This window comes from Pseudoxanthomonas winnipegensis (genome assembly GCF_030322905.1).
In the GTDB taxonomy this organism is placed as follows: domain Bacteria; phylum Pseudomonadota; class Gammaproteobacteria; order Xanthomonadales; family Xanthomonadaceae; genus Pseudoxanthomonas_A; species Pseudoxanthomonas_A winnipegensis.
Genome location: NZ_CP095475.1, coordinates 1,584,799 through 1,601,175 on the forward strand (window position 1 = coordinate 1,584,799; position 16,377 = coordinate 1,601,175).

General features: G+C 70.4%; 18 protein-coding genes and 1 tRNA gene. 7 read left to right on the top strand and 12 right to left on the bottom strand.

The genetic code is table 11. The annotated features are described in order from the left end of the window. Positions 1–177 precede the first annotated feature (177 nt). The 6 genes from MWN52_RS07035 to MWN52_RS07060 all read right to left on the bottom strand — a co-directional run bounded on the left by MWN52_RS07035 (position 178) and on the right by MWN52_RS07060 (position 5,491). Positions 178–897, bottom strand: coding sequence for a hypothetical protein (locus MWN52_RS07035; protein WP_286577215.1), 720 nt, complete (start codon positions 895–897; stop codon positions 178–180). 150 nt (positions 898–1,047) lie between these two features. Beyond that, entirely contained in the window at positions 1,048–2,100 is a 1,053-nt protein-coding gene (gene rlmM / locus MWN52_RS07040; RefSeq protein ID WP_286577216.1) for a 23S rRNA (cytidine(2498)-2'-O)-methyltransferase RlmM, read from the bottom strand. A 49-nt stretch (positions 2,101–2,149) separates the two neighbouring features. Then, positions 2,150–2,698 (bottom strand): GNAT family N-acetyltransferase, encoded by a 549-nt coding sequence (locus tag MWN52_RS07045; RefSeq protein WP_286577217.1) that lies wholly within the window; start codon positions 2,696–2,698, stop codon positions 2,150–2,152. A gap of 14 nt (positions 2,699–2,712) precedes the next feature. Continuing rightward, a complete protein-coding gene (locus tag MWN52_RS07050) occupies positions 2,713–3,270 on the bottom strand; it encodes a nucleoside deaminase (protein ID WP_130519203.1) in 558 nt (185 codons plus the stop codon). Continuing rightward, positions 3,270–3,713 (bottom strand): hypothetical protein, encoded by a 444-nt coding sequence (locus tag MWN52_RS07055; protein WP_286577220.1) that lies wholly within the window; start codon positions 3,711–3,713, stop codon positions 3,270–3,272. The genes MWN52_RS07050 and MWN52_RS07055 overlap by 1 nt, the downstream gene beginning before the upstream one ends. Continuing rightward, positions 3,713–5,491, bottom strand: coding sequence for a glutamine--tRNA ligase/YqeY domain fusion protein (locus tag MWN52_RS07060; protein ID WP_286577222.1), 1,779 nt, complete (start codon positions 5,489–5,491; stop codon positions 3,713–3,715). Before MWN52_RS07060 ends, MWN52_RS07055 begins: the two co-directional genes overlap by 1 nt. Positions 5,492–5,929: 438 nt before the next feature. Here MWN52_RS07060 and MWN52_RS07065 point away from each other — a divergent pair, with 438 nt between their 5' ends. The 4 genes from MWN52_RS07065 (at position 5,930) to MWN52_RS07080 (ending at position 7,727) form a co-directional block, all read left to right on the top strand. Continuing rightward, a complete protein-coding gene (locus MWN52_RS07065) occupies positions 5,930–6,196 on the top strand; it encodes a putative signal transducing protein (protein ID WP_130519198.1) in 267 nt (88 codons plus the stop codon). 92 nt (positions 6,197–6,288) lie between these two features. Further along, positions 6,289–6,960 (top strand): peptide-methionine (S)-S-oxide reductase MsrA, encoded by a 672-nt coding sequence (gene msrA, locus MWN52_RS07070; RefSeq protein WP_130523618.1) that lies wholly within the window; start codon positions 6,289–6,291, stop codon positions 6,958–6,960. 123 nt (positions 6,961–7,083) lie between these two features. Then, positions 7,084–7,515 (top strand): hypothetical protein, encoded by a 432-nt coding sequence (locus MWN52_RS07075; RefSeq protein WP_286577224.1) that lies wholly within the window; start codon positions 7,084–7,086, stop codon positions 7,513–7,515. Next, positions 7,497–7,727 carry a hypothetical protein gene (locus MWN52_RS07080; RefSeq protein WP_286577225.1) on the top strand — a complete coding sequence of 77 codons (231 nt, stop codon included), beginning with the start codon at positions 7,497–7,499 and terminating at the stop codon, positions 7,725–7,727. Before MWN52_RS07075 ends, MWN52_RS07080 begins: the two co-directional genes overlap by 19 nt. Positions 7,728–7,757: 30 nt before the next feature. Here MWN52_RS07080 and MWN52_RS07085 read toward each other — a convergent pair whose 3' ends face one another. Continuing rightward, entirely contained in the window at positions 7,758–8,333 is a 576-nt protein-coding gene (locus tag MWN52_RS07085; protein ID WP_286577227.1) for a type 1 glutamine amidotransferase family protein, read from the bottom strand. 120 nt (positions 8,334–8,453) lie between these two features. On the opposite strand from MWN52_RS07085, the gene MWN52_RS07090 reads away from it, so the two are divergent. From MWN52_RS07090 to MWN52_RS07100, 3 genes are all read left to right on the top strand, one after another. Beyond that, on the top strand, positions 8,454–9,020 hold the full coding sequence (locus MWN52_RS07090) for a YqgE/AlgH family protein (RefSeq protein WP_131660071.1): 567 nt from the start codon (positions 8,454–8,456) through the stop codon (positions 9,018–9,020). Between the two features lie 76 nt (positions 9,021–9,096). Then, positions 9,097–9,546 carry a Holliday junction resolvase RuvX gene (gene ruvX / locus MWN52_RS07095; RefSeq protein ID WP_130523622.1) on the top strand — a complete coding sequence of 150 codons (450 nt, stop codon included), beginning with the start codon at positions 9,097–9,099 and terminating at the stop codon, positions 9,544–9,546. A 93-nt stretch (positions 9,547–9,639) separates the two neighbouring features. After that, positions 9,640–10,581: an aspartate carbamoyltransferase catalytic subunit gene (locus MWN52_RS07100; protein WP_286577229.1), complete on the top strand. Its 942-nt coding sequence runs from the start codon at positions 9,640–9,642 to the stop codon at positions 10,579–10,581. Between the two features lie 52 nt (positions 10,582–10,633). On the opposite strand, the gene MWN52_RS07105 is transcribed toward MWN52_RS07100, so the two are convergent. The 5 genes from MWN52_RS07105 to MWN52_RS07125 form a co-directional block, all read right to left on the bottom strand. Further along, complete coding sequence (locus MWN52_RS07105; protein WP_286577230.1) at positions 10,634–11,290, bottom strand: thiopurine S-methyltransferase; 657 nt, start codon at positions 11,288–11,290, stop codon at positions 10,634–10,636. Next, positions 11,291–11,824 carry a DinB family protein gene (locus tag MWN52_RS07110; protein WP_286577231.1) on the bottom strand — a complete coding sequence of 178 codons (534 nt, stop codon included), beginning with the start codon at positions 11,822–11,824 and terminating at the stop codon, positions 11,291–11,293. 145 nt (positions 11,825–11,969) lie between these two features. Next, positions 11,970–14,216 carry a DNA topoisomerase IV subunit A gene (parC, locus tag MWN52_RS07115; RefSeq protein WP_286577232.1) on the bottom strand — a complete coding sequence of 749 codons (2,247 nt, stop codon included), beginning with the start codon at positions 14,214–14,216 and terminating at the stop codon, positions 11,970–11,972. Positions 14,217–14,294: 78 nt separating this feature from the next. Next, positions 14,295–16,121, bottom strand: coding sequence for an SLC13 family permease (locus MWN52_RS07120; RefSeq protein ID WP_306996161.1), 1,827 nt, complete (start codon positions 16,119–16,121; stop codon positions 14,295–14,297). A 156-nt stretch (positions 16,122–16,277) separates the two neighbouring features. Continuing rightward, positions 16,278–16,362: transfer RNA gene (locus MWN52_RS07125), tRNA-Leu, on the bottom strand. Positions 16,363–16,377 lie beyond the last annotated feature (15 nt).

Genomic DNA, 16,377 nt, shown 5'->3' on the forward strand with positions numbered 1-16,377 from the left:
GGGCGATGGTCTTGGCACCGAGGCTGTTTAACGCGTTGCGGGGCGCGGCGGGGCTCTGACGTGACGCTGCTGTTGGTAGAGCGGAGCTTGCTCCGCTGCTCTTCGGCCAGGTCGCTTGGAAAGCCTCAGCGTAGCGAGCTCCGCTCTACAGGCGTTGGCATTTGCCGTCCGGTGCAACTACGGCAGGAAGGGGAACACCAGCTTCAGCAGTCCCTTCAACCCGCCCTCGGCGGTGGAGGCGATGGCCTTGGCGCCCAGGCTGTTGAGCGCGTTGCGGGCGTCGACCCAGCGCAGCTTGGTGACGTCCTTCTGCAGCAGGTCGGCCACCTCGGCCGCGGTCGGCTGCAGCTTCTTCAGCTCGCGCGTGATCGCGGCCGGATCCGGCTGCAGATAGCCCCACTTCTCGGCGACCTTCAGCAGCGTGTCGAAGCGCACCGCCACCACCTCGCGGTTGCGCTCGTACACCGGCAGCGCACCGACGTCGAGGATGGCCTGTTCGAACTGCTGCGCATCGTCGGGATGCTCGACGCGGATGGCGAGAAAGCCCTCCTTCTTGGCGCGCTCGCTGACGTGCTTGGCGCCCGAGCGCAGGTTGTCCTCGGTCAGCACCGTGGCCACGATCCGCTGCAGGGCCGCGTCGGGTTCTTCCGGCACCAGCGCCCGCCAGCGCGCATAGCCGTCGCGGCGCAGGCTCTTGACCCGCGTGGCGGTGATGCGCAGCTGCAGCGCGGCGGCGGCGTTGGAACTGTCGCGCGGGATCGCGCCATCGCGCTCGAGCAGCACGAAGGTCAGCAGCTCCAGGTCGCGCTTGTTCAGCGAACCGAAGCCCTGCATCAGCGACAGGCGCAGGAACTCCTCGGCGAACCCGGCCGGGTCCTTGAGCTGGATCGGTTGCATGGCGCGGCCCTCCCTTTGACGGAGGTCAGCATCGCATGGGGCGATTGCAGCGGCTGAGACCGTCAGGGCTGGCGATCACGAGTTGCGCGAAGTGGGCAATGCGTCAAGCCACGCGCCCAAGCGTCGTCGCCCGCCGCTACCGCGCGGTGCTCACTTGTCGCCCTTGGAGGCGAACACCGTGATCTCCTCACGGTCGTGATACAGCTGCTTGGCGCGCAGGGTGCGCAGGCCGCCGGATTGCGTGCGCAGGATCTCCAGGCACAGCACCGTCTCGTCCCAGCGCTTCTTCATCGGCAGCTTGAGGTTGAACACGCTGTGCCGGCACCAGCCCTCGCGCAGCCAGGTGGCCATGCGCTCGGCCACGCGGCGCGGCTGCTCGACCATGTCGCAGACCATCCAGTCCAGCGGCTGGGCGGGCTTCCAGTGGAAGCCGTCGGCGCGCAGATGGGTGACCAGGCCGGTGTCGAGCACGTGCTGGCGCAGTGGGCCGTTGTCGATGCTGGTGACCTGCAGCTGCTGGCGGGTGAGCACCCAGGTCCACCCGCCCGGGGCGGCGCCCAGGTCGGCCGCGCGCATGCCGGCGCGCAGCAGCGCGGCGCGCTCGTCGGCATCGAGCAAGGCCAGGAAGGCTTCCTCCAGCTTCAGCGCCGAGCGCGACGGCGCCTCGGGCAGCAGGCGCAGGCGCGGTATGCCCAGCGGCCAGGGCGCGGCGTCCCCGGGCCGGGCCAGGCCCAGCAGCGCGTGATCGCCGGCGACGAACAGCACGTGCAGGCGCGGCAGCCGCGGGTCTTCCTTGGGGCTGAGCAGGCCGGCCTTGCGCAGCGCCGGACGCAGCGCATTGCCGAAGCTGCGCGCCAGCCCGGCCAGCGGCTTGGCGGTGTCCGAATCGGGGTGCTCCACCCACACATCACCGAGCCGGGGCAGGCCGTCCAGCGCGGCCAGCATCGGCGTGATGCGGTCGGCCGGGTCCAGCCCGCGCAGCTCGGCGATCAGCGCCAGCTTCTGGCGCGCGAGCACCAGCGTGCGCCAGGGCAGGGCGTCGGCCAGCCCCGCGTCCTCGCAGGCGAAGACCGCATAGCCGTCGTTGCGCTGGGTACGGGCATAGCCGGCCAGCCCGGCCTCGGCCGCGCGCTGGGTCAGCTCGGCCGCCAGCTCCGGTTCGAAGCCCTGGCGGCAATAGCACAGCAGGCCGATGGTCTTCATGCCTGCCTCCGGCGTGCGTGCGGCTGCGCACCGGCCGTTGCGTGGCCGCTCATGGGCCCGCCGCCTGCAGCGCCAGCCGCATCAGGAGCTGGTCCTCATCCACGCCGTCCCGGCGCACGGCGCACGGTTCGATCCCGTAGACAGTGAAGCTGGCCTGCTCGTACAGGCGGCGGGCCGGCAGGTTGCCGGCGACCACGGTCAGCAGCAGCGCCTCGATGCCGCTATCGCGTGCCTGTGCGATCAGGTGCGAGAGCAGGCGGTCGGCGATGCCCTGGCGGCGATGCGACGCGCGCACCACCACGCTGCGGACCTCGGCGACGTGGCGCCGCGCCCGCCGCGAGAAACGCACCGTGCGCATGAAGCCCACCAGCCCCTCGCCGTCGAACGCGCCGGCATAGCGGATATCGGCATCGGCCAGCTCGGCCTCGAACTGCGCCAGCGGCGTGGCCTCGATCTCGGCGGCCGTCGACAGAAACGCCTCGGGCGTTTCCTGCAGCCCGGCCACGCGGCACGCCTTCAGCGCGGCCGCATCGGCCACCGTGAGGGGGCGGATCGTCACGGCCGAGCGGACGCGGGCGGCGGCTGCGTTCGCGGACATCGAAGCGATGCTCTTCAGTACTGCGGGCCGTGCTGGCCGTAGTGGGCCAGCACCGCGCGGGCGTCGTCGCGGTGCAGGTCGCGCACGACCTCGATGCCGCGCTTGCCCAGCTCGCCGACCCAGTCGGCCGGCAGCGGGCCTTCGTCGAAGTCGGTCAGCGATTCGACGTCCTCGGCGCGCGCGCCGATCAGCAGCCGGTCGATGCCGGCCCACACCGTGGCGCCGAAGCACTGGCAGCAGGGCTGGGCCGAGGTGGCCAGCGCGACCGGGCCGGACAGCACCGCGTTGAGGCGGAAGCTCTGCGTGCGCTGCTGGGCCAGCATGTAGGCCATGTTCTCGGCATGGGCCAGCGAGGTGTTGTGCGGCACCACGCGGTTGACGCCGGCCGCGACGATGCGGTCGCCGTCGAACACCACAGCGCCGAACGGGCCGCCGCTGGCGTGCTCGACGTTCAGCCGCGACAGGGTGATGGCCAGCGCCACCTTGTCGGCATCGCTGGCGTAGGCGCGACCCAGGTCCACGGCGTCGTGGACCCAGGCGGGCAGGGTGAGATGGACCTGGGCGTAAAGCATCAGCGGATCTGCAGCGGTGCGGGGGCGGGAGAATTCAGGCTGCCGGCGCCGTCGCCCGCCGGCTGGCAGGTGCCGGCCTGGCACTGGCAGGCGCTGATCGGGCGGAAGCCGCAGATGCCCATGCGGCCGCTGGCCTGGCACTGCGCCTGGACCGCGGCCGGGTCGGTGGGGCTGTCCACATTGACGCAGGCGGGCAGTTCGCCGCAGCAGCTGCCGATGTTCTTGACCACGCACTGCGCGTCGCTGGTGCACTGGGTCTGGACCTTGGCCGGCGTGCTGGGGGGGCGCGAAGGCGCGGGCGTGGCGTTCGAGCCGGTCTGCGTGCTGGGAGCCGGGGCCGTGGCGGGGTTGGCTGGCACGGCCTGGGTATTGGCCGGCGCGGCGCAGCCTGCCAGCAGCACGGCGGCCAGCAGCGGGGCGAGCAGGGCGCGCCAGGAACGCATCACGCCTGCGCCGCCCAGGTGTCGCGCAGGGTCACGCTGCGGTTGAACACCGGCTTGTCCGGGGTGTGGTCGCGGCGGTCGGCGACGAAGTAGCCGGTGCGCTCGAACTGGAACGACTGCTCCGGCGCGGCCTGGGCCGCGGCCGGCTCGACGAAGCCGGCGACCACGCGCTTGGACTCGGGGTTGAGGTAGTCGCGGTAGGTCTTGCCCTCGCTCTCGTCGTCCGGCTTGGCCACCGAGAACAGGCGATCGAACAGCCGGATCTCCGCCGCCACGCCCGCCTTGGCATCGACCCAGTGGATCGTGCCCTTGATCTTGCGGTTGGCGCCTTCCATGCCCGGACGCGACTCGGGATCGAGCGTGCCGTGCAGCGCGACGATCCGGCCATCGCCGTCCTTGATCACCTCTTCGCACTGGATGATGCCGGCGCCGCGCAGGCGCACTTCGCCGCCGGGCACCAGGCGCTTCCAGCCCTTGGGCGGCACCTCGGCGAAATCCTCGCGCTCGATCCACAGCTCGCGCGAGAACGGCACCTGGCGCGTGCCGGCCGCCTCGTCCTTGGGGTGGTTGGCGAAGGTCAGCGACTCGGCGTGGTCCTCGGGCAGGTTGGTCAGCACCAGCTTGAGCGGGTCGACCACCGCCATGCGCCGTGGCGCGCTGGCGTCCAGGTCGTCGCGCAGGCAGCCTTCCAGCACCGAGAAATCGATCACCGAGTTCTGCTTGGAGATGCCGACCCGATCGACCAGCAGGCGCAGGCTCGCCGGGGTGTAGCCGCGGCGGCGCAGGCCCTGCAGCGTGTACATGCGCGGATCGTCCCAGCCCTCGACCAGGCCCTCGGTGACCAGCGTGGTCAGCTTGCGCTTGCTCATCACCGTGTAGTTGATGTTCAGGCGCGAGAACTCGATCTGGCGCGGCCGGTCGGCTTCCTTGGGGAAGCCCTTGTCCAGCAGCGGCTGCAGCAGCTCGGGGTGGCCGACCAGGTCGACCTTCTCCACGCACCAGTCGTACAGCGGGCGATGGTCCTCGAACTCCAGCGTGCACAGCGAATGGGTGATGCCTTCCACCGCATCGCTGAGCGAATGGGCGAAGTCGTACATGGGGTAGATCGGCCAGGCGTTGCCGGTGTTCTGGTGCTCGACGTGCTTGATCCGGTAGAGCGCCGGGTCGCGCAGGTTGATGTTGCCGCTGGCCATGTCGATCTTGGCGCGCAGCGTGCGCGCGCCGTCGGGGAACTCGCCGGCGCGCATGCGGCGCAGCAGGTCCAGGTTCTCCTCCACGCTGCGCTCGCGCCAGGGCGAGTTGCGGCCCGGTTCGGTCAGCGTGCCGCGGTACTCGCGCACCTGCTCGGCGCTGAGGTCGCAGACGAACGCATCGCCCTGCTTGACCAGCTTCTCGGCGGCCAGGTAGAGCACGTCGAAGTAGTCCGAAGCATGGCGCAGGTTGGCCCAGTCGAAGCCCAGCCAGCGCACATCGTCCTGGATGGCGGCGACGAACTCGGGGTCTTCCTTGGCCGGATTGGTGTCGTCCAGGCGCAGGTTGCACACCCCGCCGAACTCGGCCGCCACGCCGAAGTCCAGGCAGATCGCCTTGGCGTGGCCGATGTGCAGATAGCCGTTGGGCTCGGGCGGAAAGCGCGTGCGCACGCCCTGATGGCGGCCCTGGGCCAGGTCCTCGCGCACGATCTGGCGGATGAAATCGCGCTTCTCCGCCGGCGTCTGGGCGTCGGGGGCGCGGGTTTCGGGCGCGGAATCGGCGGAAGCGGCAGGCGTATCGGACATGGGCAGCGGCAAGACGAGATCCAAACGCCAAGTCTAGCCCAAGCGGCCGCGGGCCCTCTGCCCGAAGTCTCGCGCTGCGCGCGCTGTGGGCGCTGCAGTCGACGCCTTGTTCGAGCGCTGTAGGAGCTCGGTGGAGGCTCGCTAGGAGCTTGGTAGCAGCTCGGTGGGAGCCGCCATGGCGGCGATAGGGCTCTACCCAGACGGCTTGGGGACTCCCGGTAAGGCCCCATCGCCGCCATGGCGGCTCCTACCTCCTACCTGTAGAGCGGAGCTTGCTCCGCTGGGGCCGTCCCCACGAACCGAACGAAGAGCAGCGGAGCAAGCTCCGCTCTACAGGCGGGCCGCTGCGAGATTTGAGGAGACAGAGCGGCACATCGACAGGCCACCCGCCGCGCCGGGCGTATGCTCGCGGCCAATCCCGCCTTGCTGGAGGTCCGCATGCAAGTGGCCTATCGCGCCGACAACCTGTTCGATGCCCATCTGGCGCGGCATGCGCTGGAAGACGCGGGCATTCCGGCCTTCGTCTTCGGCGAATCGCTGCTGGGCGCTGGCGGCGAGCTGCCGCTGTTCGGCGTGCTGCGCGTGTGCGTGCCTGACGTGGCCCTGCCGCAGGCCCGCGATGCGCTGCAGGCAGCGGGCTTGCTCGACCCCCCGTCCGACCCCATCTGTGGGGATCTGGACGCTCCCGACCTGCTGCCGGCCTAGCGCCGGCCATCCGCGCGGCGTCCAGGCGCCCCCGGAGCGCGAAGACAGGCCCCGCGCCGCCCGCCATCCACATCGTCGCAAGGAGGTTTCCCATGCTCGAGTCCCTCACCAGCCGCCTCGGCATCGGCGCGTTCAAGCAGCGCCTGCCGCGCGCGGAGGAAGCGCTGCCGGGCCGTCAGACGCCGCTGCCGCTGCGCAATGTGCATTTCGTCAACGGCCAGCCGCTCCAGGGCGAGTTCCCGGGCATGGAGACGATCGGCTTCGGAATGGGCTGCTTCTGGGGCGCCGAACGCAAGTTCTGGCAGCTGCCGGGCGTGGTCACCACGGCGGTGGGCTACCAGGGCGGCTTCACGCCCAACCCGACCTACGAGGAAAGCTGCACCGGCATGACCGGCCACGCCGAGGTCGTGCGGGTGGTGTTCGACCCGGCCAAGGTGTCGCTGGACGAGGTGCTGCGCACCTTCTGGGAAAACCACGATCCCACCCAGGGCATGCGCCAGGGCAACGACCGCGGCACCGAGTACCGCTCGGCCATCTACTGCGAAACCCAGTCCCAGTACGACGCCGCGCTGGCCAGCCGCGACGCCTACCAGCAACGCCTGGGTGAGGCCGGCTACGGCCAGATCACCACCGAGATCGTCTACCCGGCGCCGCCGTTCTACTACGCCGAGGACTACCACCAGCAGTACCTGGCCAAGAACCCGGCCGGCTATTGCGGCCTGGGCGGCACCGGCGTGAGCTGCCCGATCGGCCTGGAGGCCTGATCCGTCCGCTGGCCGGATCGCGTGCGCGTCATCGGCCGCCCATGCCGGTGACGCGGCTCAACCGGGGCTGACCTGCGCCGCCTCGAGGCGGCGTTGGTGTCATCGAGCCCCGAGTTCTCCGTCATGACCGCGCGCCGCCCGTACCGCCACCTCGGCTTCTTCTTCCTGGGCTTGCTGGCACTGGTCCTGGCCGGCTTCACGCCGCGTATCCCGGACACGCCGTTCTTCGGCTATCTCGGTCGCGCGCCGGACTTCGCGGGCGTGCCGGCCGCGGTCCACTTCCACGCGCTCGTCTGCGTCGCCTGGTTTGCGCTGCTGATCGTGCAGCCCTTCCTGATCGAGGCGGGCAGGCCGCGCGTGCACCGTTGGCTGGGCTGGGCTTCCATCGCGCTGGTGGTCCTGTTCGCGGGCAGCGTCGGCTGGCTGCAGTGGCGACGTTTTTTTTACCGGGCCTCCTGTTCGATCCGGCGTTCTTCGTGGCGTTCTACGCGCTCGCGCTGCTGTACCGGCGCCGCTTCTTCCGGCACGTCGCCTTCGTGGTCGCTGCCGCGCTGATGGTGGCCCAGCCTGGTCTGGCGCGGCTGGGGATCCACCTGGCCGGCGGCTTCGCGGGCGTGATCTACAGGATGATCGCGCTGTATCTGGCGATCATCGTCTTCTGGCTGCATGCCCGCTTCGCCTATGGGCGGCCGTTGCTGCGCAGTCCGTTTCTCGTGGTCCTGGCGATGTTCATGCTGGACCACGCGCTGACCTTCGCGGTCGGCTGATTTGGGGCCGCGCTGAGCCTGTCGGTCAGGTCAGTCGGCGAACTCCGCGGTGAACATCGCCTTCACGCTGGCGATGTCGTCCTCGCGCTCGGGATGCAGCAGGCGCAGGCAGGCCGTGGCGAAGCTGACCGGGCTGGTGCCCGGCGCGGTGACCACGCCGTCGGCGCTGACCACCTTCTCCTCGCGGTAATGGGCCTGCCCGGCATAGACCGGGCCCAGGCGCTCGGCCAGGAAGGCCAGCGCATTGCTGGTGTGCGGCCGCGCGTCCAGCAACCCGGCATAGGCCAGGGCGAGGGAGGCTCCGCAGATCGCCGCGACCGGGCGCTGGGCGGCCACGCGCTCGCGCAGCAGGCCGCTCAGGCCGGGGATCTCGCCCGCCTGCCACTGGTCCGAACCGGGCAGGATCCACAGGTCCGCCTCCAGCGGCGCCAGGTCGGACAGAGCGAATTGCGGGACGATCTGCAGGCCGCCGATGCTGGTCACCGGCTTGCCGTCGATGCTGGCGCTGAGCACGGTATCGCCGAACCACGCCCGTGCCGCCGGCAGGACCACGCCGATCTCCCAGTCCGCCACGCCATCGACCATCACCACCGCGATCGTGCCCATTGTCGCCTGCGCTCCGTCATAAGGTTGGAGGCCGAGTGTGGCAGGGCCATGCAGGCACGCAAGTGACCGGTCCGCGCCGCGGCGGCGTGCGCCCGACAGGCGATGCCCTAGAATGGCCGCATGCCCCTGCAGACCGACACCCTGGCCAATCAGCTGCTGATCGCGCTCCCGGCGCTGGACGACCCGCATTTCGCGCGCAGCGTGGCGCTGATCTGCCAGCACGACGACGAGGGCGCCATGGGCGTGGTCGTCAACCGCGCCTCGGAATACACCCTGGGCGAGGTCCTGCAGCAGATGAACCTGCAGACCAGCGACGAGGCGCTGCGCAACCGCGTGGTGCTGTACGGCGGCCCGGTGCATCCCGAGCGCGGCTTCGTCCTGCACGATGGCGGCGAGGACTGGGATTCGACCATGCAGATCGGCGCCGGCCTGTACCTGACCACCTCGCGCGACATCCTGGAGGCCATGGCCCGCGGCGACGGCCCGGCCCATGCCGTGGTCGCGCTGGGCTGCGCCGGCTGGGGCGCCGGGCAGCTGGAGTTCGAGCTGGGCGAGAACAGCTGGCTGACCGCGCCGGCCGATGGCGAGCTGCTGTTCGACCTGCCGCTGGATCAGCGCTGGCAGGCCGCCGGCGGGCGCATCGGCGTGGACATGACCCGCATGACGGATTACAGCGGACACGCATGAAGACGGCGGCCGGACACCGTGCCGCAGGGCGCCGTCCGAGACCGGCGGCGCCGCACTTTCCGATCCCGGAGCGCCGATGAAGCTGGACGGTACCGTCCTGGGCTTCGACGTGGGCGCGCGCCGCATCGGCGTGGCCGTGGCCAGCGCCTTCGGCACCGGCGCGCGCGCGCTGGCCGTGGTCGATGTGCATCCGGGCGGTCCGGACTGGGCCGCCATCGACAAGCTGCGCGGCGAATGGCGCCCCGACGGCTTCGTGGTCGGCGACCCGATGACCCTGGACGGCGGCGACCAGCCGATCCGCAAGCGCGCCCATGCCTTCGCCCGTGAGCTGCGCCAGCGCTACCAGCTGCCGGTGGTGCTGGTGGACGAGCGCTCCAGTTCGGTCGAGGCCGCGCAGCGCTTCGCGGTCGACCGCGCCCAGGGACGCAAGCGCAAGCGCGACGCCGCGGCGCTGGATGCGGTGGCCGCGGCGGTCATCGTCGAGCGCTGGCTGGCCGCCCCGCAGGACGCCACGCATGTGCCATGAGCGCCCGCGCCCGGGCAGGCGCTGTGCCGATCGCCTGATTCCTTTCCGCCGCGCGCCGCGCGCGCGGCTCCTTCGCCTCACCACGAGCACACCATGAGCCAACTGGATTCCAACGGACGCCTGCTGCACCTGCTGACCCTGGAGGGCCTGCCGAAGGACACGCTGTGCCGCATCCTCGACCGCGCCGGCATGATCCGCGACACCGCGCTGGGCCGCACGCACAAGCGCGACACGCTGGTCGGGCGCACGGTGTGCACGCTGTTCTTCGAGCCCTCCACGCGCACGCGCAGCTCGTTCCAGATCGCCGCCCAGCGCCTGGGCGCGGACGTGGTGAACTTCGACGCCTCGACCTCCTCGGCGCGCAAAGGCGAGACCGCGCTGGACACCTTGCGCAATCTGGAGGCGATGGGCGTGCGCGGCTTCGTGGTGCGCCATCCCGACGACGGCGCCGCGCAGATGCTGGCCGCGCACGCGCACGAGGGCACCACGGTGATCAACGCCGGCGATGGCCGCGCCGCCCATCCCACCCAGGGCCTGCTGGACGTGCTGACCATCCGCCAGGCCAAGGGCCCGGATTTCTCCAAACTCAAGATCGTGATGGTCGGCGACATCAAGCATTCGCGCGTGGCGCGCTCGGACCTGCATGCGCTGCGCACGCTCGGTGCTACCGACATCACCCTGTGCGCGCCGGACACGCTGCTGCCCGGCGGCGAGGTGTGCGACGGCTGCCGCACCACCGGCGATTTCGATGCCGCCCTGGAGGGCGCCGACGTGCTGATGATGCTGCGCCTGCAGCGCGAGCGCATGGAGGAAGGCCTGGTGACCTCGCTGGAGGATTACCACCGCGACTACGGCCTGAACGCCGCGCGCCTGAAGCGCGCCGCGCCCGAGGCGGTGGTGCTGCATCCGGGCCCGATCAACCGCGGCGTGGAGATCACCGACGAGGTGGCCGACGGCCCGCAGTCGCTGGTCCTGCGCCAGGTCGGCAACGGCGTGGCCATCCGCATGGCCGTGCTGGAGATGCTGCTGGGCTGAAGGCCCCAGGCGGTTTGACCGCGCGCGCCGCATGGCGCGCGCGGCCGGCGAATCAGCGCCGCTGCAGCCGATAGACCGTGGTGTGCAGCGCGGTCATGCCGTCGGCGGCGAAGCGCGGCTCATCGGCCAGGATCTCGCGCCGTTCCAGCGGCGCGATGGTCCAGTGCGCGGCATAGCGGGCCTGGACCTCGTCGGCATCGACCGAGAACGGCGGGCCGGCGCGCTCGTGCTGGGCGTATTCCAGCGTGATCAGCAGCGCCCGGCAGTGCGCCGGCAGGCGTCCGTAGACCTCGTCCACGTAGCGGGCCCGCAGCGGTTCGGGCAGGGCGATCAGCGCGGCGCGGTCGTAGACGCCGGCGCAGTCGGCCAGCAGTCCGGCATCGACATCGAACACGTCACCGCAGATCAGCTCGATGGCGCCGGCCGTGTAATTGGTGCCGTAGCGGGTGACGCGGGTCTGCGGCGTCAGCCCGTGCTCGGCGAAGAACTGCGCGACCGCCAGCGGCGACAGCTCCAGACCCAGCACACGGTGGCCCTGCGCGGCCAGCCAGGCCAGGTCCAGCGACTTGCCGCACAGCGGCACGAACACCTGGCTGCCGGCGGGCAGCTGCAGTGCCGGCCAGTGCTTTTCCAGCAGCGGCATCACCTTGTGCTGGTGGAAGGGGATCTGGTTGTCCTGCCATTTCTGAAGCCAGAAGTCCGGTTGCATTCAAAGCTCCTCGGTCGGCAGCGCGATCAGGTCGGTCACGCCCACATCGATGCCCGCCTGGAACAGCAGCGTGCTGGCCTGGCCGCGATGATGCGTCTGATGGTTGAAGAAATGCAGGACCAGCTGCCGCCAGGGACGCGTGAACGTCTTGCCGGCCGTATTGCGATAGACCAGCTCGCCCTCCAGCCGCGCCTCGGTGAGCGTGCCGGCCCACTGCGCGATGACCGCATCCAGCGCGGCCCGGTAGCGCTGCAGCTCGGCGAAGGAACCCGCCAGCTCCTGCCGAAGTGAGGTCGGCAGGGGAAAAGGCTGAAGCGCTTCGCGCAGCGCCGAGGCGGCCTCTGGCTGCGCGAAGCGGTGCAGCCAGATCGTGTCGCCAACGGCGATGTGGTTGAGCGTGGCCTGGATGGAGCCGAAGAAGGCGCCGCGATCCTGGCGCAGCGCCGCCTCCGGCAGCTGCGACGCGGCCTCGTACATCCGCCGGTTCATCCAGCGGTTGTACGCGGCCATCAGGACGGCGGCGTCTGGCGTCATGGCACGGGTCGCGTCGACGACAAACGCGCCGCTGCGCGCCGGGAGGGTGAACTACTGGACATCCAGCCCGTCCACCTTCTGCCGCGCCGCGACCAGTGTCGGTCGCAGCGACGACAAACGCGCCGCTGCGCGCCGGGAAGGTGAACTACTGGACATCCAGCCCGTCCACCTTCTGCCAACCGCGCGGCAGCAACATCCCCCGGGTCGCACGCGTCCCGGTATACAGATCCAGGTCCTTGAATGACAGGGTCATGGTGCGCGCGCCGCTGTGCACGGCCAGCGTGCCGCCGGGGCCGATGGCGGCGATGGCGACCACGCGCTCGGTGGCCAGCTTGGCCTTGGGGATGTCGATCAGCTTGTTGCCCTTGCCCTTGTCCAGCTCGGGCAGGTCGCTGGCGGCGATCGCCAGCAGGTTGCCGGCGCTGGTCACCGCGACGATGCGGTCGGTGGCCGGGTTGGCCACCAGCGCCGGCTGCAGGACCTTGGCGTTGGGCGTGAGGTTGAACATCGCCTTGCCCGCCTTGTTGCGGCTGGTGAGGTTCTCGAAGCGGGTGACGAAGCCGTAGCCGTGCGAGGAGGCCAGCACGAAGCGGGTGTCGTTCTCGCCCGAGGCCAGGGCCTGGAACGAGGCGCCGGCCGCCGGCGAGAAGCGCCCGGTCAGCGGTTCGCCGTTGCCGCGCGCCGAGGGCAGGGTGTGCACCGCGGTCGAGTACGCGCGCCCGGTCGAATCCAGGAACGCCACCTGATGGTTGCTGCGCGCGCGCACCGCCGCCAGCAGGCCATCGCCATCGCGATAGGACAGCTTGGCGGTGTCGATGTCGCCGCCCTTGGCCGCGCGCACCCAGCCCTTCTCCGAGACCACCACCGTCATCGCCTCGCTGGCGACCAGCTCGGTCTCGTCCAGCGCCTGCGCGGCCTGGCGGGCGATCAGCGGCGAGCGGCGCTCGTCGCCGAACCTCGATGCGTCGGCCAGCAGCTCGTCCTTGACCAGCTTCCTGAGCTTGGTCTTGGAATCCAGCGTGGCCAGCAGCTTCTCGCGCTCCTTGGCCAGCTCGTCCTGCTCGCCGCGGATCTTCATCTCCTCCAGGCGGGCCAGCTGGCGCAGGCGGGTCTCCAGGATGTAGTCGGCCTGTTCCTCGGACAGCGCGAAGCGCTGGATCAGCGCCGGCTTGGGCTCGTCCTCGCTGCGGATGATGCGGATGACCTCATCCAGGTTGAGGAAGGCGGTCAGCAGGCCTTCCAACAGGTGCAGGCGGCGCTCGACCTTCTCCAGGCGGTGCTTGAGGCGGCGGGTGACCGTGTCGTAGCGGAAGCCCAGCCATTCGCTCAGCAGCGACTTGAGGTTCTTGACCTGCGGACGACCGTCCAGGCCGATGATGTTGAGGTTGACCCGGTAGCTCTTCTCCAGGTCGGTGGTGGCGAACAGATGGCCCATCAGCTGGTCGGCATCGACGCGGTTGGAGCGCGGGATCAGCACCACGCGCACCGGGTTCTCGTGGTCGGACTCGTCGCGGATGTCCTCCAGCCAGGGCAGCTTCTTGGCGCGCATCTGCGCGGCGATCTGCTCGATCACCTTGGACGGGGAGACCTGGTAGGGCAGGGCGGTCACCACGATGTTGGCGTGCTCGCGGGTGAAGGTCGCCCGGGCGCGCACGCTGCCGTTGCCGGTCTCGTACATGGCGCGCAGGTCGGCCGGCGCGGTGATGATCTCGGCGGTGGTCGGATAGTCCGGGCCGCGCACGTGCTCGCACAGGTCGGCCACGGTCGCGTCGGGATCGTCGATCAGGCGGATCAGTGCGCTGACGATCTCGCCCAGGTTGTGCGGCGGCACGTCGGTGGCCATGCCCACGGCGATGCCGGTGGTGCCGTTGAGCAGCAGGTGCGGCAGGCGCGCCGGCAGCCAGGTCGGCTCTTCCAGGGTGCCATCGAAGTTGGGCGACCAGTCGGTGGTGCCCTGGCCCAGCTCGCCCAGCAGCACTTCGGCGATCGGGGTGAGCTTGGACTCGGTGTAGCGCATGGCCGCGAACGACTTGGGATCGTCGGACGAGCCGAAGTTGCCCTGGCCGTCGATCAGCGGGTAGCGGTAGGAGAACGGCTGGGCCATCAGCACCAACGCCTCGTAGCAGGCCGAGTCGCCGTGCGGGTGGTACTTGCCGATGACATCGCCGACGGTGCGCGCCGACTTCTTCGGCTTGGCGGCGGCGCCCAGGCCGAGCTCGCTCATCGAATAGATGATGCGGCGCTGGACCGGCTTGAGCCCGTCGCCGATGAAGGGCAGGGCACGGTCCAGGACCACGTACATCGAGTAGTCCAGGTAGGCGCGTTCGGCGTACTCGCGCAGCGGGATCTGTTCGAATCCGTGGAAGGTGGGGCGGATGGCGTCGTCGGTCATGCGGCACTGCGGTTGAGGTGAACCCGCCGATTTTAGCCCCCCGCCCGTCGCAGTGCCCGCGACACGGCGGGCCGAGCGTCAGCCGCCCCAGCCGAACGGCAGCAGCGGCCCGCCCAGCCACATCCAGCGCGCCATCCACGCCGTGGCCAGGGCGATCAGCGCGGTCAGGGGCGCGCCCACGCGCAGGAAGTCGCCGAAGGTGTACTGGCCCGGGTTGAGGATCAGCAGGTTGCCGTGGTGGCCGATCGGGGTCAGGAACGAGGCCACCGCGCCCATGGCGATGCAGATCACAAACGGGGTCGGCGGCTCGCCCAGCGCCTGGGCCATGGCCAGGGCGATGGGCGTGAGCAGCACGGTGGTGGCCGCATCGGAGAGGATCTGGGTCAGCAGCGCGGCGCTGGCGAACATCACCAGCAGCAGGGTCAGCGCGCTCCAGTGCGCGGCATGGCGGCCGAGGATGTCGGCGAACCAGGCGGCCGTGCCGGTCTTCTCCATCGCCATTCCCAGCGGAATCACGCCGGCGATCATCACGTAGATGCGCACGTCGATTTCCTCGTAGGCGCGTTCCACGCCCACGCAGCGGGTGATGATCATGGCCACCGCGCCGGCCAGGAAGGCGATCTGCGGGGTGAGCCAGCCGGTGGCCGCGGCGGCCACCGAGGCCACCATGATCGCCAGGGCCAGCGGCGCGCGCCGGCGGCTGCGCTGATGCGCCTCGAACGGCATCAGCATCAGGAAGCCATGGTGCTGGGCCAGCTTGCCGAAGATGTTCTGTCGGCCCCACAGCACCAGCAGGTCGCCTTCCTCGAGCACCACCTCGGACAGCTCGCCGTGCAGCCAGCCCTCCTTGCGCCACAGGCCGACCACCACCACGCCCAGGGTATGCAGAAAGTCGATGCTGGCCACGCTGCGGCCGACGAACTCCGAATGCGGCGCCACCACCGCCTGCACCAGCTGTTCCTCGCCCAGCAGCTCGGTCTTGCGCGCATCCTCGCGCGGCTGCTCGCCGTACTTGACCACCGCGTGCAGCGACAGACCGGGCTCGTCCTTGATCGAGGCGATCTCGTCGGGCGAGGCGCGCACCAGCAGTACGTCGCCGCGCTGCAGCGGGCTGTCGGCGCGCTGACGGGGCCGGCGCACGCCGTGGCGCAGCCAGTTCACCACCTGCAGGCGCTCGCCGAAGTGCGTGCGGAAGGCCTCGTAGGTCTGGCCGATCCACGGCGAGTCCTCGTCCACCACCAGCTCGGTGTAGTAGCGCTCCAGGCGCATGTAGCTGTCGCTGCTGGACTCGCCGCTGCGCTTGGGCACCAGCCAGCGGCCCAGCAGCATGTAGACGGTGCCCAGCAGCACCAGCACCGCGCCGATCGGGGTGATGGCGAAGAACCCCAGCCCATCCTGGCCCGAGCGCTTGAGCAGATCGTTGGCCAGCAGGAAGGCCGGCGCGCTGATCAGGGTCAGCGTGGTGCCCAGCGAGGCGGCCAGCGACATCGGCATCAGCAGGCGCGAGGCCGCCAGCTTCTGCTCGCGCGCCAGCCGCATCAGGATCGGCAGCATCATCGCGGTGACCATCAGATGGTGCGAGAACGCGGCCAGCGCCGCGGTGGCCGGCATCACCACCGCGATGGTGCGCCACTCGCTGCCACCGGCGGCCCGGCCGATGGCCTGGCCGATGCGGTCGGTGATGCCGGTGGCGGCCAGGCCCGCCGAGAGCACGAACACCGCGGCCACGATGATCGCCGGCTCGCTGGAGAAGCCCGCCAGCGCCTCGCGCGGGTTGAGGATGCCGGTCAGCGTCAGGGCCAGCATCGCTAGCATCGCCACCAGATCCACGCGCAGCTTCTCGCTGACGAACAGCGCCAGCGTCACCGCCAGGATGACCAGGAAGAGCAGCTGCTGAGGTTCCAGTGGCACGCGATGGCTCCGGGAAGGGCGCGCGCCAGCTTAAGCCCGGGCTTCCACGCGTACGGTGTAGGCGCCTGGACCTGAAGCGGCGCGCCGCGGTGGCAACAAAAAACCCCGCGCTGGCGGGGTTTGATGTGTGGCAGTGGCCTGCCGATCCGTTGGTGCCCAGGAGAGGACTCGAACCTCCACGGTTTTACCCGCTAGTACCTGAAACTAGTGCGTCTACCAATTCCGCCACCTGGGCAACGGGGCGCGCATT